We start from the raw sequence: 17,043 nt of genomic DNA, 5'->3' as shown, positions 1-17,043 counted from the left end.
GTGTATCTCCAAAATAGCCATGACCGGAGTGGCGTTTGCGACCAGCGCCAAACACGGTATGGGCAAAAAAGCCCCGCCCCGGCAGGAATGCCGGGGCGGGGCGCTTTTCGTCAACGAGACATTTCGAGAAGGGCAGGGCCCTTAACGGAACATCGCGCTGATCGATTCTTCATTGCTGATGCGGCGAACCGCTTCGGCAACAACCGGTGCGATATCCAGTTGACGGATACGTGCACAGGCTTGTGCTGCAGCGGACAGCGGGATGGTGTTAGTCACCACCAGCTCGTCCAGCACGGAATTTTCGATATTCTCGATGGCCCGACCCGACAGCACAGGGTGTGTGCAGTAGGCAAAGACCTTGGCTGCGCCATGCTCTTTCAAGGCCTTCGCCGCGTGGCACAGAGTGCCGGCGGTATCGACCATGTCATCGACCAGAATGCAGGTACGCCCTTCGACATCACCGATGATATGCATCACTTCAGAGTGATTGGCTTTCTCACGGCGTTTGTCGATGATCCCGAGATCCACGCCCAGGGATTTGGCAACAGCACGTGCACGCACGACGCCACCAATGTCCGGGGACACAATCATCAGGTTTTCGAAGCGCTGATCTTCAATGTCATCCACCAAAACTGGGGAGCCGTAGATGTTATCTACCGGAATATCGAAGAAACCCTGAATCTGGTCAGCATGCAGATCAACCGTGAGAACACGGTCGATGCCGACTACGGTAAGCATGTCAGCGACGACTTTCGCGCTGATAGCCACACGTGCGGAACGCGGACGGCGATCCTGACGGGCATAACCAAAATAAGGAATAACAGCAGTGATACGAGTAGCCGAGGAGCGGCGGAAGGCGTCAGCCATCACTACCAGTTCCATCAGGTTATCGTTGGTCGGAGCGCAAGTCGGCTGAATAATGAAAACGTCTTTACCGCGAACGTTTTCATTGATCTCGGCAGTAATTTCGCCGTCGGAGAACTTACCGACAGAGATGTCACCGAGAGGGATATGCAGCTGACGTACAACACGCCGAGCCAGATCGGGGTTAGCGTTCCCCGTAAAGACCATCATCTTGGACACGCGCAGTACCTAGAGGCTGAGGGTAACCTGGATGAGTATAGAAAATGGCAGGGGCGGCTGGATTCGAACCAACGCATGGCAGGATCAAAACCTGCTGCCTTACCGCTTGGCGACGCCCCTGTATCTGTTGCATCAAGTGCCGAGCACTTGGTTCCTTTAGAGCAGACTTTGCAGCTTGCGGTGCAACATCGAAACGTTGCTGCCTTTTGCTACAAACCCTGTAAGGGTCTCTGTCAGAAGGGCCGAGACTTTATCAGCTTCAGCTTTGCTTGGGAAGCCCCCAAACACACAACTTCCAGTTCCGGTGAGTTTTGCTTCGGTAAATTTACCTAACAAATCCAATGCGTTACGTACTTCTGGATAACGCCTTGCAACCACCGGCAAGCAGTCATTTCGACTGTTTCCCTCGGGAACGGGGCGCACTTTAATGGGCGGCGTGTTACGTGTCAACAAAGGATCGGAAAAAATTTCTGCCGTACTTACAGAGACTTGCGGTACGAGCACCAGATACCACGGTTCTTCGGGATCGACCGGGGTCAGTTTCTCGCCCACGCCCTCGGCGAAAGCTGCGTGACCACGGACGAAAACCGGGACGTCGGCACCCAGCGTCAGGCCCAGAGTAGCCAGGCGATCTTCATCCCAGCCCAGTTGCCACAAATGATTGAGGCCGAGCAAAGTGGTCGCCGCATTTGAACTGCCGCCACCAATGCCGCCGCCCATGGGCAGCACTTTGTCGATCCATATGTCCATACCAAGCGTAGAGCCGGACTGTTGCTGAAGCATTTTTGCTGCGCGCACGATCAGATTGCTGTCATGCGGCACGCCGGCAAACTCGGTGTGCAGCTGAATCACGCCGTCATCGCGCACGGCAAAAGTGATTTCGTCGCCGTAATCGACAAACTGAAACAGCGTCTGCAACTCGTGATAACCGTCTTTACGGCGCCCGAGAATGTGCAGCATGAGGTTGAGTTTGGCCGGCGAGGGCAGGGTCAGGCGTGCAGCGGTCATGCGTTATTGCCCCAACTTGCGCGGTTGCCAGGTCTTGATCACCAGCGTGACGTCGAGGTCGGTGCCGTGCAGCTTGATGCGCTCGGGCAACCAGTAACCATTTTGTTCGGTGTAAGCGGTGTATTCGACTTTCCAACCATCCTGTTCCAGGTTGGCCAGACGGCTGTCGGCGTCCAGGTTCAGGCGACTTTTGCTGTCCGGAGCCGGCAGGCCACGCACCCACCAGGCCAGATTCGACACCGGCAGTTTCCAGCCCAACTGCTCTTCAAGCAGGGCTTCCGGGGATTGCGATTCGTAGCGGCCCTGATTGGCGACTTCCAGCGACACCTTGCCCGGACGCCCGGTCAGGCGTGCGGCGCCGCGACCCAGTGGGCCCGACAGACGAATGTCGTAGTAATCCTGACGTTGCAGCCAGAACAGCGTGCCGCTACCGGAATCTTTCGGTGCGCGGATGCCGATCTTGCCGTCGATCTGCCAGCCGTCGAGCCCGGTCAGTTGCTGTTTGTTCGCGGCCCATTGAGCCGGACTGCCGTGGCCCTCGACCGATTCACGGGTGCCGAAACCCGAGCAGCCAGCGAGCAGGGCGATGAAGCTGAAAACAATAACGTGGCGCAAAAACATGAGTTAAAGAGTCTCGGATCCGGTCAGGCGCTTGATGGTGCTGCGCAGAATGGTACTGTCGGGCTGATCCTTGAGGAATTTGCCCCAGATTTGTTTGGCTTCACGCTGATTGCCCTTGGTCCACAACACTTCGCCCAGGTGAGCGGCGACTTCGTGGTCAGGGAAACGCTCCAGCGCCTGACGCAGGTATGTCTCGGCGTCATCCAGATTGCCCATGCGGTAATTCACCCAGCCGAGGCTGTCGAGTACGGCCGGGTCTTCCGGATTGATCTGGTGCGCCTGCTCGATCAGCGCCTTGGCTTCAGCGTAGCGGGTAGTGCGATCGGACAGGGTGTAACCCAAAGCGTTCAGCGCCATGGCGTTGTCCGGATCACGCTTGATGATCAGGCGCAGGTCTTTTTCCATCTGCGCCAGGTCGTTGCGTTTTTCCGCGAGCATCGCCCGGGTGTAGAGCAGATTCAGATCGTCCGGGTATTGCAACAAGGCTTGCTGCAAGACTTTCCAGGCCTTGTCGTCCTGTTTGTTGGCCGACAGGGTTTCCGATTCGATCAGGTACAGCTGAATCGCGTAGTCCGGTTGCTCGTCACGCTCGGCGGCGAGTTTGCTTTGCGCTTCAGCGGTCTTGCCGTTGTTCATCAAAATATCGGCCTGACGCAATTGCGCCGGCAGATAGTCGTTGCCGGGGCCGACCTGGGCGTACTCGATGAGTGCGCCTTGCGGGTCGTTGCGCTCTTCGGCAATACGGCCCAGGTTCAGGTGCGCCGAATCGACGTGGCTTTCACGGGCGATCAGGTCTTCCAGATAACCCTTGGCCTCGTCCCAGGCTTTGGCTTCCAGACACACCAATGCCAGCGAATAGCGCAGTTCGTCGTCTTCCGGGTATTGCTGAACGAGGCTGGAAAACTCGGCCTTGGCATCGTCCATCCGGTCTTGCTCAACCAACATGCGCGCGTAAGTCAGGCGCAGGCGCTTGTCGTCCGGATATTTCTTGATGCTTTTTTGCAGAAGTGGCAGGGCTTCGTCGCCGCGGTTCATGATCTGCAGAAGACGGGCGCGCAGCAGAATCGGAGCGATTTCGCCTTCTTCCGGCGGATGGTCTTCGAGCAGGGTCAGGGCCGCTTTATTGTCGCCGTCCTGCTGCAGGAGCAGAGCCTTACCGAAAATCAGCTGACTGTTGTTCGGATGACGCTGCAACAAACGGTCAAAACTTTTCATCAGACCGTTGCGGGTCTCTTGATCAGTGTCAGCCGCCGACAGGGCGAGGAAGTCGAAATGGGTGTCGCCCTTGCCTTGCAGGACTTTCTCCATATAGACCATCGAGTCGTCGTAACGCCCGGCGCGCGCCAGTTGCACGGCAGCGGCGCGTTGCGCTTCGAGGTCGTCCGGCGCGTTTTTCGCCCAGATCAGTGCGGTATCCAGCGCAGGCTGATCCGCGCCCAGATATTCGGCGATACGGAAGGCGCGCTCGGAGACGCCCGGATCCTGCGTATTGATCGCCTGAGTCACGTAGTTGTCCAGGGCAATGTCGAAACGATTGCGCTGGCCGGCGAGTTCGGCACTCAACAGGCTGAAAACGGTTTCCTCGCTGAACGAGCTGTAAACCTTGGGCTTTTCAGGCACGGGCGTGGTGTCTTCGACCGGCGGTGTACCGTCCGGCGACACGGGTGCCAAGGCCTGGCAGCCGCTGAGGAAGACAAAAGCAAGGAGCAACGCGGAAGATCTATTCATATAGGAAGAGGACGACTAACCTGCGGTCGGATCATCATGACACAAGCTTTCGGCCAAACATAACCGCTCAGGCAATTTACGCTGATCGCCCTGTAGGAGCTGCCGCAGGCTGCGATCTTTTGACGTTGATTGAGGCGCGGAGCGTCCCGGGCTGCATTCCCACGCCGAGCGGGGGAACGATCAATCAAAAGATCGCAGCCTGCGGCAGCTCCTACACGGTGGTGTGTACATGAACGAGAATGGATCGCAGCATAAGGTGGATACAATAAGGGCGATAGATATCCAATAGTTGTTCTGAATCTGGCGAAGTAGGACAATTGCCGGCTTCACGTCACCATCAGCGACTTTGAATGGCCTTCCTTGCACTCGGTATCAACCACAAGACTGCTTCAGTAGACGTCCGCGAGCGCGTGGCCTTTACGCCTGAGCAACTGGTGGAAGCCTTGCAGCAGCTCTGCCGACTGACCGACAGCCGCGAAGCTGCGATCCTTTCGACCTGCAATCGCAGTGAGCTTTATATAGAACAGGATCAGCTGTCGGCGGATATCGTGCTGCGCTGGCTGGCCGATTACCATCATTTAAGCCTCGATGAGCTGCGCGCGAGTGCTTATGTGCATGAAGATGATGCGGCAGTTCGTCACATGATGCGCGTCGCCTCCGGGCTCGACTCGCTGGTGTTGGGCGAGCCGCAGATTCTTGGCCAGATGAAATCGGCCTACGCCGTGGCCCGCGAGGCCGGCACCATCGGTCCGCTGCTCGGGCGACTGTTTCAAGCGACGTTCAATGCCGCCAAACAGGTGCGCACCGACACCGCCATCGGTGAAAACCCGGTGTCCGTGGCATTTGCGGCGGTCAGCCTGGCGAAACAGATTTTCAGTGATTTGCAACGCAGCCAGGCCCTGCTGATTGGCGCCGGCGAGACCATCACGCTGGTCGCCCGCCATTTGCACGAGCTGGGTGTGAAGCGCATCGTCGTCGCCAACCGCACGCTGGAGCGCGCCAGTCTGCTCGCCGAACAATTCGGCGCCCATGCAGTGCTGCTCTCGGACATCCCGGCAGAACTGGTGCGCAGCGACATCGTCATCAGTTCGACCGCCAGTCAGTTGCCGATTCTTGGTAAGGGCGCGGTAGAAAGCGCATTGAAGTTGCGCAAGCACAAGCCGATCTTCATGGTCGACATCGCCGTTCCCCGTGATATCGAGCCAGAAGTCGGCGAGTTGGACGACGTTTACCTCTACAGCGTCGACGATCTGCACGAAGTGGTCGCCGAAAATCTCAAGAGCCGTCAGGGCGCAGCGCAAGCCGCCGAAGAGATGGTTGCGGTCGGTGCCGACGATTTCATGGTGCGCCTGCGCGAGTTGGCGGCGGTCGATGTGCTCAAGGCCTATCGTCAACAGAGCGAACGCCTGCGCGACGAGGAGCTGCAAAAAGCCCTGCGTCTGCTGGCCAACGGCGGCAACGCCGAAGACGTGCTCGGGCAACTGGCCCGTGGCCTGACCAATAAACTGTTGCATGCGCCCAGCGTGCAGCTGAAAAAGCTTTCTGCCGAAGGCCGCCTCGATGCGCTGGCCATGGCCCAGGAACTCTTTGCCCTTGAGGGCTCACCGGATAGCTTTTCGGATAAAAAACCGCAATGAAAGCGTCACTGCACAATAAGCTGGACATCCTCCAGGACCGTTTCGAGGAACTGACCGCGCTGCTCGGCGACGGTGAAGTCATTGCCGATCAGACCAAATTCCGCGCCTATTCCAAGGAATACGCCGAAATCGAGCCGGTCGTACAAGGCTATAAAAAGCTTCTCAGCGTACAAAGCGATCTCGAAGGCGCGCAGGCGCTGCTCAAGGACAACGACCCGGACATGCGTGAAATGGCCGTGGAAGAAGTCCGCGAAGCCAAAGAATCGCTGATCACCCTGGAAGCCGACCTGCAACGCATGCTGCTGCCGAAGGATCCCAACGATGGCCGCAACGTCTTCCTCGAAATTCGCGCCGGCACCGGTGGCGACGAGGCGGCGATCTTCTCCGGCGACCTGTTCCGCATGTACTCGCGTTACGCCGAGCGTCGCGGCTGGCGCGTGGAGATCCTCTCGGAGAACGAAGGCGAACACGGTGGCTATAAAGAAGTCATCGCGCGCATTGAGGGCGACAACGTTTACGGCAAGCTGAAATTCGAATCCGGCGCGCACCGCGTTCAGCGTGTACCTGCCACCGAATCCCAGGGCCGTATCCACACCTCGGCCTGCACCGTAGCGGTATTGCCCGAGCCCGACGAGCGCGAAGCCATCGAGATCAACCCGGCGGATTTGCGCGTCGACACGTTCCGCTCCTCCGGGGCCGGCGGTCAGCACGTCAACACCACCGATTCGGCGATCCGCATTACGCACATTCCGACCGGCACCGTCGTCGAGTGTCAGGAAGAGCGTTCCCAGCACAAGAACCGTGCCCGGGCGATGGCCTGGCTGTCGGCAAAACTCAACGATCAGCAAACCGCAGCGGCGGCGAATGCCATCGCCAGCGAGCGCAAATTGCTGGTCGGTTCCGGCGACCGCTCCGAACGCATTCGCACGTACAACTTTGCTCAGGGCCGGGTTACCGATCATCGCGTCAACCTGACCCTGTATTCCCTCGATGAAATTCTCGCCGGTGGCGTTGATGCGGTGATCGAGCCGTTGCTGGCCGAATACCAGGCTGACCAACTCGCCGCGATAGGTGAATAAATGACCATCATTGCCAGCCTGTTGCGCGCCGCCGAACTGCCGGACTCGCCCACCGCGCGTCTGGACGCCGAATTGCTCCTGGCCGCCGCACTGGGCAAGTCGCGCAGCTTTCTGCACACCTGGCCCGAGCGCATCGTGCCGAGTGACGCGGCGCTGATCTTTGCCGAGTATCTGCAACGTCGTCGTGGCGGCGAACCGGTGGCCTACATTCTCGGTCAGCAGGGTTTCTGGAAACTCGATCTGGAAGTCGCGCCGCACACGCTGATCCCGCGCCCGGACACGGAGTTGCTGGTGGAAGCGGCGCTGGAATTGCTCCCCGCGACTCCGGCCACAGTGCTCGATCTCGGCACCGGTAGCGGCGCGATTGCCTTGGCCTTGGCCAGCGAGCGTCCGGCGTGGAAAGTCACTGCCGTGGATCGTGTGCTCGAAGCCGTGGCCCTCGCCGAACGCAATCGCCAGCGCCTGCATTTGAACAACGCCACGGTACTCAGCAGCCATTGGTTCAGCGCGTTGGCCGGTCAGCGTTTTCAGTTGATCATCAGCAACCCGCCGTACATTGCCGCCGCCGATCCGCATCTGGTTGAAGGCGATGTGCGCTTCGAACCGGCCAGTGCCTTGGTCGCCGGCGAAGACGGCCTCGATGATCTGCGCTTGATCGTCGCTCAAGCCCCCGAGCATCTGCAGGCCGGTGGCTGGCTGATGCTCGAACACGGCTATGATCAAGCCGAAGCCGTGCGTGATCTGTTGCTGACGCGCGGCTTTGAAGAAGTCCACAGCCGCACCGATCTGGGCGGTCATCAACGCATCAGTCTGGGACGCCTGCCGTGCTGAATGATCAGGAATTGCTGCGCTACAGCCGGCAGATTCTGCTGCAACACATCGACATCGATGGCCAGTTGAAGCTCAAGGACAGTCGCGTGCTGATCGTCGGTCTCGGCGGCCTGGGCGCGCCGGTGGCGTTGTATCTGGCGGCGGCCGGTATCGGCGAATTGCATCTGGCGGATTTCGACACAGTCGATCTGACCAACCTGCAACGGCAGATCATTCACGACACCGACAGCGTCGGCATGAGCAAGGTCGACTCGGCGCTCAAGCGTCTGGGCGCGATCAATCCCGAGATTCAACTGATCGCCCATCGTCAGGCACTGGACGAGGATTCCCTCGCCGCCGCCGTGGCAGCGGTGGATCTGGTGCTCGACTGCTCGGATAATTTTTCCACCCGTGAGGCCGTCAACGCTGCGTGTGTGGCTGCGCGCAAACCGCTGGTCAGCGGTGCGGCGATTCGCCTGGAAGGGCAACTGTCGGTGTTCGACCCGCGTCGCGATGAAAGCCCGTGCTATCACTGCTTGTACGGCCACGGCAGCGAAGCCGAACTGACCTGCAGCGAAGCAGGCGTGGTCGGGCCTCTGGTGGGTCTGGTCGGCAGCCTTCAGGCGTTGGAAGCGTTGAAGGTGCTGGTCGGTTTCGGCGAACCGCTGGTAGGCCGTCTGTTGCTGATCGATGCACTGGGCTCGCGTTTCCGTGAGCTGCGCGTCAAGCGTGATCCGGGTTGCAGCGTCTGTGGCTCGCGCCATGCGTGAAGCGCCGATCGGCGTGTTCGATTCCGGGGTCGGCGGCTTGTCGGTACTGGCAGAAATCCAGCGCTTGCTGCCCAATGAATCGCTGCTGTACGTCGCCGATTGCGGTCACATTCCCTACGGCGAGAAAACCCCGGAATTCATTCGCCAGCGTTGCAGCGTGATGGCCGGGTTTTTCCGCGAGCAGGGCGCCAAGGCGTTGGTGTTGGCCTGTAATACCGCGACCGTTGCCGGTGTCGCCGATCTGCGGCGTGATTTTCCCGATTGGCCGCTGGTCGGCATGGAGCCTGCGGTCAAACCGGCGGCTGCCGCGACCCGCAGCGGAGTCGTGGGCGTACTCGCCACCACCGGCACGTTGCAGAGCGCCAAGTTCGCCGCCTTGCTCGATCGCTTCGCCACCGATGTGCGCGTGATTACCCAGCCTTGCCCCGGGCTGGTCGAGTTGATTGAAAGCGGCGATCTGCACAGCGCTGCGTTGCGCACGCTGCTGCAAAGTTATGTCGATCCGCTGCTGGCCAACGGTTGCGACACGATCATTCTGGGTTGCACGCACTATCCCTTCCTCAAGCCGATGCTCAAGTCGATGATCCCTGCGCACATCAGTTTGATCGACACTGGCGCCGCCGTGGCGCGGCAACTTCAGCGCTTGTTGGCCGAGCGCGAGCTACTCGCCGAAGGGCCAAGTCAAGCGGCGAAGTTCTGGACCAGCGCCGATCCGGGTCATTTCAGAAAAGTCCTTCCTATGCTGTGGCATTCGTCTGGCAGCGTGCACCCCTTCGATTTGTAAAAATAATGTGAAACAAACATGGAAATAGGCTGAACTTCTGTTGAAGCGCAGATTTCTATAGCGTTGAATCACCTTAAAAACCAAACGATCGTTCCGGAAAAGGAAGTTTCAAAGTGAAGCGACTGTTCTGCTTGGCCGCGATTGCGGCCGCACTGATGGGGCAAAGTTTTACCGCACAAGCCGCAGGCGTTGAATTCGCAGTGGGGGCCACCAGCGATTCAACCATGACCTACCGCCTGGGGATGAATTTTGATTGGGACAAGAGCTGGCTGCAGAGTGACGTCGGTCGCCTGACCGGTTACTGGAGTGGCGCCTATACCTATTGGGAAGGTGACAAGACCTCCAGCAACAACAGCCTGTCGTTCTCGCCGGTGTTTGTTTACGAGTTTGCCGGTCAGTCGGTCAAACCGTATATCGAAGCGGGGATCGGCGTCGCCGCGTTCTCCAACACCAAGTACGAATCCAACAACATTGGCGGCTCATTCCAGTTCGAAGACCGTCTCGGTTTTGGTCTGCGTTTCAATGGCGGGCATGAAGTCGGAATCCGTGCGACGCACTATTCCAACGCCGGCCTGGCCAGTAGTAACGACGGCGTAGAAAGCTACGCGCTGCACTACACAATGCCGTTGTAAGCACGATCAAAAGATCGCAGCCTTCGGCAGCTCCTACAGGTGAAACTCAATCCCATGTAGGAGCTGCCGAAGGCTGCGATCTTTTGTTTATGGGATCAGCGATACGCGGTGGTAATGCCCTGGCGTTCTTCGAGGCACTCAGGCGCACCCATTTCGAATTCGCGGCAGATCAGCGGGCGTTTTTCGTAGATCGTGCACATCATCGTGTCGCGATCCAGCGCCGCGCACCAGCCGTCGTCCAGACGCAGCATCACTTCGCCGCCCCACTCATCGGTATCGATAAAGCGATCAGGCACGCCGGTGTCGGTGATCAGCATCACTTCGAGCTGGCAGCAGCACGCCGCGCAGGTTGAGCAAGTAACGGCAGGCTCGGTGATTTGCTGGTGGGGAATGGTTTTCATGGCGCCAGTGTAAGGCAGTGGTCGATCTGCGTGTGAAAGGTCTGACAGACGCTCAGTGCGCCAAACGCCGAGCCATGGTGTGCAAAAGCGGAAACAGCAGTGCCCAGAGCAGGCCGATGCCGATCAGCGTTGGTAACTCGCCGTAGGGAAATTGCACCCCGGCCAGTCGTCCACCGCCGTAATACGACAACGCGCCACCGACCGCGCCCAACCCACTTGCCAGCCACCAGGGCCGGCCACTCCATTGCAGACAATGACGCAAGGTGGTCGCAAGCAATGCCCACAGCAGCATCAGCCACAACGGAATCAGTGGCGATTGATCCTGAAACTCAAACACCCCCACCGCACGCAAAAGGCTGTCCACCGCCGTGCCGACAATCACTACGCTGAGAATCAAACGCCCTTCAGCCGCCCAACTGCTGATCCAGCTCAAATGCACCACCAGTACCGCCAGCGCCAGCAACAACCACAGACTGTTGCCGCCGAGCACGCAGGTCAGCCAGCCGATCTGGAACAGCACGGCATTGGCGACACGCTCAAGCATCGAAGCGGCCAAGCAGCGGCGCGGTCATCGCTGCGGGTTTGGCCAGCAGCAATTGCGCGGTGCCGATGGTGCGTTCGAGAAATCCTCCTTCGCAGTAGCACAGGTAAAATTCCCACAACCGCAGGAAATAATCGTCGTAACCCAACTCGGTCAAACGACCATGGGCACGGCGAAAGTTCTCGTGCCACAGGCGCAGGGTCTTGGCGTAATGCAGGCCGAAATCTTCCATGTGCAGCAGGTTCATGTCGGTGTCGCGGCTGACCACTTCGAGCATCTTCTGTACACAGGGCAGGGCGCCGCCGGGGAAGATATAGCGTTGAATGAAATCGACGCCGCGTTTGGCCTGTTCGTAGCGCTGCTCGCGGATGGTGATCGCCTGAATCAGCATCAAACCGTTGCTCTTGAGCAAGTGCGCGCACTGTTTGAAGTAGGTCGGCAGGAAGCGATGGCCGACCGCTTCGATCATTTCGATCGACACCAGTTTGTCGTACTCGCCGGTGAGGTCGCGGTAGTCCTCGAGCAGCAGCGTCACTTGATCCTGCAAACCCAGTTGTTCGATACGTTGGGCGGTGAAGGCGTACTGCTCTTTCGATAGTGTTGTGGTGGTCACGCGGCAACCGTAATTCTGCGCGGCGTAAAGCGCCATGCTGCCCCAGCCCGTGCCAATCTCCAGCAAATGGTCGCTGGGCTTGAGCGAGAGTTTCTGGCAGATACGCTCCAGTTTGTTCAACTGCGCCTGCTCCAGGGTGTCTTCGGGGGAGAGGAACTGCGCCGCCGAATACATCATGGTCGGGTCGAGAAATTGCTCGAACAGATCGTTGCCAAGGTCGTAGTGCGCGGCGATGTTCTTCTGCGAACCCTTGCGCGTGTTGCGGTTGAGCCAGTGCAGGCCTTGCACCAACGGCCGGCTGAGACGGGCCAGGCCACCCTCCATTGCATCGAGCACGTCGAGGTTGCTGACGAACACGCGCACCACCGCCGTCAGGTCCGGCGAACTCCAGTAACCGTGAATAAACGCTTCGCCCGCGCCGATCGAGCCATTGCTGGCGACCATGCCCCAGACGGCCGAATCCAGTACATGGATCTCCCCGAGCAACGCACTGCCCGGCGTGCCGAACATCAAGCGTTCGCCATCCTCGACCACCAGCAGTTGGCCGTGTTTGAGTTGACCCAATTGGCGCAATACACCGCGGCGCAGCAGCGATCCGGTCAAACCGTTAGTGCTGAGCCGACTGACCGACAGGCTAGAGGATTTCATGGCGGTGCTCCTTGGGAGGCACAGTGGCGGTTTTAAAGCTGCCGTTGGCAGCCTGATGAGCAAAGATCGGTGCGCGTTTGAGCAGCAGCCGTAGCGCTTGCCAGTAAATCGCTAGAGCGGTTTTCGCGGTCATCCACGGGAAGCGCCGCAAGTAACGATGCAAGCTGTGACGGTCGAGGCTTTCGCGTTGCAGATTGAGCGTCGCATCGAACAGTTTGTCCTCGCCCTGCCAGTCGGCCATGTGCACGCCGAGGGTTTGTGCGGCGGGGCTGAAACTCATGCGGTATTCGAGATCACGCGGCAAAAACGGTGAAACGTGAAACGCCTTGGCCACCGCAAAATGTTGATGCAGATCTTGCCGGCTGAGCGGTGCGCGCGCCGGCAACACGTAGTGATAACGCTCGCGCCATGGCGTGTTGGTGACTTCACAGACAATCGCCGCCAGTTGCCCGTCGGCTTCGTGGCAATAGAAAAAACTCACCGGATTGAACGACAAGCCCCAACTGCGCGCCTGGGTCAGCAGGCAGACTGAGCCTTGTGGTTCGTGGCCGATGGCCGCGCCGACCAACTGGCGCACGGCATCGATCAGGCTTACGCCGCGACTGGTAAAGGTCTTCAGGTAATCGGTCTCGCGAAAAGAAAATGGCGCAAAGCGACTGCGCCCCGCCAGCGGCGATAACGCCAGCACCGCGTCCTGCTCGCTCAGGTCGAGATAGAGCAAGCCGATCTGGTAGCGGAATGCATGCTGGCGCGGCGAAAAACGCCGATGGCCGATCCAGCCGCTGTACAGGGCGCTGTTCATAGGGTTTCCCCGAACGCCGACGCCACGCGCAAGGCGCTGACCACGCCGTCTTCATGGAAACCGTTGGCCCAATAGGCGCCGCAATAATGCGTGTGTTGCGCACCGTCCAGTTCCGCCCAGCGATGCTGTGCCGCCACCGCCGCGAGGCTGTATTGCGGATGGGCGTAGGTGTATTTGGCGAGCACTTTGAACGGGCTGATGCCGGCACTCTGATTGAGGCTGACGCAGAACGTGGTATCGCTCTGAATGCCTTGCAGAATGTTCATGTCGTAAGTGACTGCGGCGTGAGTATGGCCGGGGCCACCGAGGCGATAGTTCCAGCTGGCCCACGCCAGTTTGCGTGTCGGCAGCAGGCGTGTGTCGGTGTGCAGCACCACCTCGTTATCGGCGTAGGGCAGGGCGCCGAGGATTTCGCGTTCGGCATCGCTGGGGCTGGCGAGCAATTGCAGGGCTTGATCGCTGTGGCAGGCGAACACCACTTTGTCGAAATGCTCGATCCCGTCCGGGCTGTGGATAACCACGCCGTGTTCATCGCGATCGACGCGCGTCACCGGGCAACTGAGGCGGATCTTGTCTTTGAACGAAGCGCTCAGCGGCGCCACGTAGGCGCTTGAGCCGCCTTCGATGACTTGCCATTGCGGACGATCACTGACCGACAACAGCCCGTGGTTCTTGAAGAAGCGCACGAAGAACTGCAGCGGGAATTTGAGCATCTCGGCCATCGGCATCGACCAGATCGCCGCGCCCATCGGCACGATGTAATGCAGGATAAAACGCTCGCCGTAGTTACCTGCTTTCAGGTAGTCGTCGAGGGTCATGTCGCTGGCGATGCGCAATTCGGTGAGGTCGCGCTGGGCTTCTTTATTGAAGCGCAGAATGTCGCGCAACATGCCCCAGAACCCCGGCGACAACAGATTGCTGCGCTGGGCGAACAGGCTGTTGAGGTTGTTGCCGTTGTATTCCAGGCCGGAGTCTGGATCGCTCACCGAGAAACTCATTTCAGTCGGTTTGAACGCCACGCCGAGTTGGCCGAGCAAACGGATGAAATTCGGGTAGGTCCAGTCGTTGAACACGATAAAACCGGTGTCCACCGCGTACTGCTGGCCGTCGACCGTCACCTCGACCGTGTGCGTGTGGCCACCGACCCAGTCGCTGGCCTCGAACACGTGCACGTCATGTCGGCGATTGAGCAGGTAGGCGCAGGTGAGCCCGGCGATCCCGCTGCCGACGATGGCGATTTTCATGCCGGATCCCGCAGCGGCGGTGACTTGCGCACCATGCGCTTGCCGATCGCCAGTTGCAGCCTGGCGGGGAGTTTCGACAACGGCCACAGCGCGGCCATGAACAAGGCCGGAAAGGCGATTTCCAGCGGACGATCTTTGAGTTTGGTGAAGATATGCCGCGCAGCTTTATCCACAGGCCAACTGAGCGGCATCGGAAAATCGTTCTTGGCGGTCAGTGGCGTTTCGACGAAACCGGGGCTGACCACGGTGACTTCAATGCCTTCGTCCGCCAGATCGATGCGCAGCGATTCGAACAGGTAACGCAGTCCGGCTTTCGATGCGCCATAGGCTTCGGCTCGCGGCAGCGGCAGGTAGGTCACCGAACTCGCGACGCCGATCAGGTGCGGCGCTGTGCCTTTGCGTAACAAGGGCAGGGCGGCTTCGATGCAGTAGCTGCTGGCGAGCAAATTGGTGCGCACCACGTGCTCGATGATCGACGCATCGAATTGCTTGGCATCGACATATTCACAGGTGCCGGCGTTGAGGATCACCGAGTCCAGCGAGCCCCAGTCTTCGGTGATCTGCTCACCGATTTCACGCACGGTCTGGCTGTTGGTCAAATCCCCCGGCACCACCAGCACCTGGCCGGGATAGCGCTGCGACAAGACCTTGAGCGGGGCGGTTTGGCGAGAACTCACTGCCAGGTGCGCCCCGGTTTTGAGAATTTCTTCAGCCAGCGCCGCGCCGATGCCACTGCTGGCCCCGGTCAACCAATAACGCCGTGGAGGTGTACGACTCATCCCATTCTCCTTTTTAGCCAGGCGATCACCCGGCCCAATACGGGTAAATGCTCATACAACAGCGCCCCGGCATCGAAATAGTCCCGGTGGCGATAAACCTTGTCGCGCCAGAGCAGGTGCGAGCAGCCGCTGACGCGAATCACCTGGCCACCCGCCAGACGCGGATGGCGATAACTCATGACCCAGCGCAGATAACCTTCGCCGTCGCCGATCTGGTCGAAGCCGTGAAAGTCGAAACGCAGCTCGCTGACGTTGGCGTACAGCTCACTGAAATATTCGTGCAGTTGTTGCAATCCCTGCACTTCATGCAGCGGATCGGTGAAGTGAATGTCATCGCTGTACAGCTCGCCCAGCCGGTGCAGGTTGTCTCTGTTCAACTCGCAGAATTGCCGGGCGAAGCGGCGCAGGAATTCACTCATCATCGCCCTCCATTACCGTGCGCGATGGCAGGTTCTTGAAGGCGGCCAGTGCGCGGTCGCGTGAGGCGCTGAGGTTGACGATGGGTGACGGATAATCGGCGACGGCGAACAGCCCGCCGAGGCTCGCCGGGTTGTGGATTTGCTTTTTGTTCAGCCCGGCCAGTTCCGGTAACCAGTGCTTGATGAACAGGCCTTCGCTGTCGAATTTCTCCGACTGACTCAGCGGGTTGAAAATCCGGAAGTACGGCGCGGAATCGGTGCCGGTCGATGAACTCCATTGCCAGCCACCGTTGTTCGCCGCCAGGTCGCCGTCGATCAGATGGCGCATGAAAAAGCGTTCGCCTTCGCGCCAGTCGATCAACAGGTTTTTGGTCAGGAACATAGCCACGACCATGCGCAGACGGTTGTGCATCCAACCGGTTTCGAGCAATTGGCGCATCGCCGCGTCGATGATCGGCAGGCCGGTGCGCGCTTCTTGCCAGGCGGCAAGCTCCTCTGGCGCATCACGCCAGGCCAGCGCCTCGGTTTCCGGGCGGAAGGCGCGGTGGCGCGAGACCCGTGGATAACCGACCAGAATGTGTTTGTAGAACTCGCGCCACAGCAGCTCGTTGATCCAGGTGACCGCACCGACCTTGCCGCTTTCGAATTCGCCCTGATTGCTTTGCAGCGCGGCATGCAGGCATTGACGTGGCGAGATCACGCCCGCCGCCAGATAGGCGGAGAGTTGACTGGTGCCGGGTTTGGCCGGGAAGTCTCGTTCGCTTTTGTAGTAATCGATTTGCGCGTCAGCGAAGGTGTCGAGGCGGCGCCGCGCTTCTTTTTCACCCGCCGGCCAAAGGGCTTGGAGGGATTCACTCGGGGTGGCGAAGCCTTTGACCGAATCAGGTATCGGGTCGCTGTCGATCTTGAGTTTTGACTGCTTGCCCGGCGCCTTGACAAGCGCCGGCATCGAGCGGTGCAGGCGTTCGTAACAGACCTTTCTGAACTGGCTGAAGACCTTGAAGTAAGTGTCGGTCTTGGTCAGCACCGTGCCAGGTTTGAACAGCAACTGATCGAGGTAGCTGTGAAACTCAATGCCCTCGGCCCGCAGGGTTTCGGCCACTGCGGCATCGCGACGGCTTTCGTGCACGCCGTATTCTTCGTTGACGTGAACCGCTTCGATCTGCAGTTCGCGGCACAGTTTGAGCAATTCCGCCGGGGCGTGATCCCAATGAGTGGCGGTGCGAATCAACAAGGGAATGTTCAGCGCGTCGAGGCTGTGGCTCAGCTCTTTGAGATTGCGCAGCCAGAAGTCGACCTTGCACGCGGCATCGTCGTGATCCAGCCATTGCTGCGGGCTCAACAAGTACACGGCCACGGTCGGGCCGCGGGCTGCGGCGGCCGCGAGGGCGGTGTTGTCGTGTTGGCGCAAGTCGCTGCGCAGCCAGATCAGTTGCATGAGATT

18 protein-coding genes and 1 tRNA gene are annotated in these 17,043 nt (G+C 59.5%); 6 read left to right on the top strand and 13 right to left on the bottom strand.

Annotated features, from left to right (window positions below; all coding sequences use genetic code 11):
- Positions 1-141 precede the first annotated feature (141 nt).
- The 5 genes from EJA70_RS30020 to EJA70_RS30000 all read right to left on the bottom strand — a co-directional run bounded on the left by EJA70_RS30020 (position 142) and on the right by EJA70_RS30000 (position 4,440).
- On the bottom strand, positions 142-1,083 hold the full coding sequence (locus tag EJA70_RS30020) for a ribose-phosphate pyrophosphokinase (protein ID WP_003171603.1): 942 nt from the start codon (positions 1,081-1,083) through the stop codon (positions 142-144).
- A gap of 45 nt (positions 1,084-1,128) precedes the next feature.
- Positions 1,129-1,203: transfer RNA gene (locus tag EJA70_RS30015), tRNA-Gln, on the bottom strand.
- Positions 1,204-1,239: 36 nt separating this feature from the next.
- Positions 1,240-2,091, bottom strand: a complete 852-nt coding sequence (ispE, locus tag EJA70_RS30010; protein ID WP_158836195.1) for a 4-(cytidine 5'-diphospho)-2-C-methyl-D-erythritol kinase — start codon at positions 2,089-2,091, stop codon at positions 1,240-1,242.
- A gap of 3 nt (positions 2,092-2,094) precedes the next feature.
- The gene (gene lolB, locus EJA70_RS30005; RefSeq protein WP_016987219.1) at positions 2,095-2,712 is read right to left on the bottom strand and encodes a lipoprotein insertase outer membrane protein LolB; all 618 of its coding nucleotides are present in this window, start codon (positions 2,710-2,712) and stop codon (positions 2,095-2,097) included.
- Positions 2,713-2,715: 3 nt separating this feature from the next.
- Positions 2,716-4,440, bottom strand: coding sequence for a tetratricopeptide repeat protein (locus EJA70_RS30000; RefSeq protein ID WP_158836193.1), 1,725 nt, complete (start codon positions 4,438-4,440; stop codon positions 2,716-2,718).
- A gap of 350 nt (positions 4,441-4,790) precedes the next feature.
- Between EJA70_RS30000 and hemA the strand changes: the two genes are divergently transcribed.
- The 6 genes from hemA (at position 4,791) to EJA70_RS29970 (ending at position 10,152) form a co-directional block, all read left to right on the top strand.
- Entirely contained in the window at positions 4,791-6,077 is a 1,287-nt protein-coding gene (gene hemA, locus EJA70_RS29995; RefSeq protein ID WP_158836191.1) for a glutamyl-tRNA reductase, read from the top strand.
- Positions 6,074-7,156, top strand: coding sequence for a peptide chain release factor 1 (gene prfA, locus EJA70_RS29990; RefSeq protein ID WP_158836189.1), 1,083 nt, complete (start codon positions 6,074-6,076; stop codon positions 7,154-7,156). Before hemA ends, prfA begins: the two co-directional genes overlap by 4 nt.
- Complete coding sequence (gene prmC / locus EJA70_RS29985) at positions 7,157-7,987, top strand: peptide chain release factor N(5)-glutamine methyltransferase (protein WP_158836187.1); 831 nt, start codon at positions 7,157-7,159, stop codon at positions 7,985-7,987.
- Positions 7,981-8,736, top strand: coding sequence for a molybdopterin-synthase adenylyltransferase MoeB (locus tag EJA70_RS29980; RefSeq protein ID WP_158836185.1), 756 nt, complete (start codon positions 7,981-7,983; stop codon positions 8,734-8,736). Before prmC ends, EJA70_RS29980 begins: the two co-directional genes overlap by 7 nt.
- Positions 8,729-9,520 (top strand): glutamate racemase, encoded by a 792-nt coding sequence (gene murI, locus EJA70_RS29975; RefSeq protein WP_158836183.1) that lies wholly within the window; start codon positions 8,729-8,731, stop codon positions 9,518-9,520. Before EJA70_RS29980 ends, murI begins: the two co-directional genes overlap by 8 nt.
- Positions 9,521-9,633: 113 nt before the next feature.
- Complete coding sequence (locus EJA70_RS29970) at positions 9,634-10,152, top strand: acyloxyacyl hydrolase (protein WP_158836181.1); 519 nt, start codon at positions 9,634-9,636, stop codon at positions 10,150-10,152.
- A gap of 95 nt (positions 10,153-10,247) precedes the next feature.
- Here the strand turns inward: EJA70_RS29970 and EJA70_RS29965 are convergent, their stop codons facing one another.
- The 8 genes from EJA70_RS29965 to phrB are packed head-to-tail and all read right to left on the bottom strand — an operon-like array spanning position 10,248 to position 17,037.
- Entirely contained in the window at positions 10,248-10,553 is a 306-nt protein-coding gene (locus tag EJA70_RS29965; protein ID WP_053123751.1) for a YkgJ family cysteine cluster protein, read from the bottom strand.
- 52 nt (positions 10,554-10,605) lie between these two features.
- Positions 10,606-11,097: a DUF2878 domain-containing protein gene (locus EJA70_RS29960; RefSeq protein ID WP_158836179.1), complete on the bottom strand. Its 492-nt coding sequence runs from the start codon at positions 11,095-11,097 to the stop codon at positions 10,606-10,608.
- Complete coding sequence (locus EJA70_RS29955; RefSeq protein ID WP_158836177.1) at positions 11,090-12,355, bottom strand: cyclopropane-fatty-acyl-phospholipid synthase family protein; 1,266 nt, start codon at positions 12,353-12,355, stop codon at positions 11,090-11,092. Before EJA70_RS29955 ends, EJA70_RS29960 begins: the two co-directional genes overlap by 8 nt.
- Positions 12,342-13,157, bottom strand: a complete 816-nt coding sequence (locus EJA70_RS29950) for a DUF1365 domain-containing protein (protein WP_158836175.1) — start codon at positions 13,155-13,157, stop codon at positions 12,342-12,344. The genes EJA70_RS29955 and EJA70_RS29950 overlap by 14 nt, the downstream gene beginning before the upstream one ends.
- Positions 13,154-14,401, bottom strand: coding sequence for an NAD(P)/FAD-dependent oxidoreductase (locus EJA70_RS29945; RefSeq protein WP_158836173.1), 1,248 nt, complete (start codon positions 14,399-14,401; stop codon positions 13,154-13,156). Before EJA70_RS29945 ends, EJA70_RS29950 begins: the two co-directional genes overlap by 4 nt.
- On the bottom strand, positions 14,398-15,180 hold the full coding sequence (locus EJA70_RS29940) for an SDR family oxidoreductase (protein ID WP_158836171.1): 783 nt from the start codon (positions 15,178-15,180) through the stop codon (positions 14,398-14,400). Before EJA70_RS29940 ends, EJA70_RS29945 begins: the two co-directional genes overlap by 4 nt.
- Positions 15,177-15,599, bottom strand: a complete 423-nt coding sequence (locus EJA70_RS29935) for a nuclear transport factor 2 family protein (RefSeq protein WP_158836169.1) — start codon at positions 15,597-15,599, stop codon at positions 15,177-15,179. The genes EJA70_RS29940 and EJA70_RS29935 overlap by 4 nt, the downstream gene beginning before the upstream one ends.
- Positions 15,592-17,037, bottom strand: coding sequence for a deoxyribodipyrimidine photo-lyase (gene phrB / locus EJA70_RS29930; RefSeq protein ID WP_158836167.1), 1,446 nt, complete (start codon positions 17,035-17,037; stop codon positions 15,592-15,594). The genes EJA70_RS29935 and phrB overlap by 8 nt, the downstream gene beginning before the upstream one ends.
- Positions 17,038-17,043 lie beyond the last annotated feature (6 nt).

The sequence above is a fragment of the Pseudomonas sp. PB103 genome (genome assembly GCF_009764635.1).
Classification (GTDB): Bacteria; Pseudomonadota; Gammaproteobacteria; order Pseudomonadales; family Pseudomonadaceae; genus Aquipseudomonas.
The sequence above is the reverse complement of the archived record's forward strand: the minus strand, read 5'-3'. Positions and strand labels throughout refer to the sequence as shown.

What these genes read in the sequence shown, in the direction of transcription:
- ispE (WP_158836195.1), bottom strand. Translation starts at nt 2,091, where the DNA reads ATGACCGCTGCACGCCTGACCCTGCCCTCGCCGGCCAAACTCAACCTC.
- lolB (WP_016987219.1), bottom strand. Translation starts at nt 2,712, where the DNA reads ATGTTTTTGCGCCACGTTATTGTTTTCAGCTTCATCGCCCTGCTCGCT.
- EJA70_RS30000 (WP_158836193.1), bottom strand. Translation starts at nt 4,440, where the DNA reads ATGAATAGATCTTCCGCGTTGCTCCTTGCTTTTGTCTTCCTCAGCGGC.
- hemA (WP_158836191.1), top strand. Translation starts at nt 4,791, where the DNA reads ATGGCCTTCCTTGCACTCGGTATCAACCACAAGACTGCTTCAGTAGAC.
- prfA (WP_158836189.1), top strand. Translation starts at nt 6,074, where the DNA reads ATGAAAGCGTCACTGCACAATAAGCTGGACATCCTCCAGGACCGTTTC.
- prmC (WP_158836187.1), top strand. Translation starts at nt 7,157, where the DNA reads ATGACCATCATTGCCAGCCTGTTGCGCGCCGCCGAACTGCCGGACTCG.
- murI (WP_158836183.1), top strand. Translation starts at nt 8,729, where the DNA reads ATGCGTGAAGCGCCGATCGGCGTGTTCGATTCCGGGGTCGGCGGCTTG.
- EJA70_RS29965 (WP_053123751.1), bottom strand. Translation starts at nt 10,553, where the DNA reads ATGAAAACCATTCCCCACCAGCAAATCACCGAGCCTGCCGTTACTTGC.
- EJA70_RS29960 (WP_158836179.1), bottom strand. Translation starts at nt 11,097, where the DNA reads ATGCTTGAGCGTGTCGCCAATGCCGTGCTGTTCCAGATCGGCTGGCTG.
- EJA70_RS29955 (WP_158836177.1), bottom strand. Translation starts at nt 12,355, where the DNA reads ATGAAATCCTCTAGCCTGTCGGTCAGTCGGCTCAGCACTAACGGTTTG.
- EJA70_RS29950 (WP_158836175.1), bottom strand. Translation starts at nt 13,157, where the DNA reads ATGAACAGCGCCCTGTACAGCGGCTGGATCGGCCATCGGCGTTTTTCG.
- EJA70_RS29945 (WP_158836173.1), bottom strand. Translation starts at nt 14,401, where the DNA reads ATGAAAATCGCCATCGTCGGCAGCGGGATCGCCGGGCTCACCTGCGCC.
- EJA70_RS29940 (WP_158836171.1), bottom strand. Translation starts at nt 15,180, where the DNA reads ATGAGTCGTACACCTCCACGGCGTTATTGGTTGACCGGGGCCAGCAGT.
- EJA70_RS29935 (WP_158836169.1), bottom strand. Translation starts at nt 15,599, where the DNA reads ATGAGTGAATTCCTGCGCCGCTTCGCCCGGCAATTCTGCGAGTTGAAC.
- phrB (WP_158836167.1), bottom strand. Translation starts at nt 17,037, where the DNA reads ATGCAACTGATCTGGCTGCGCAGCGACTTGCGCCAACACGACAACACC.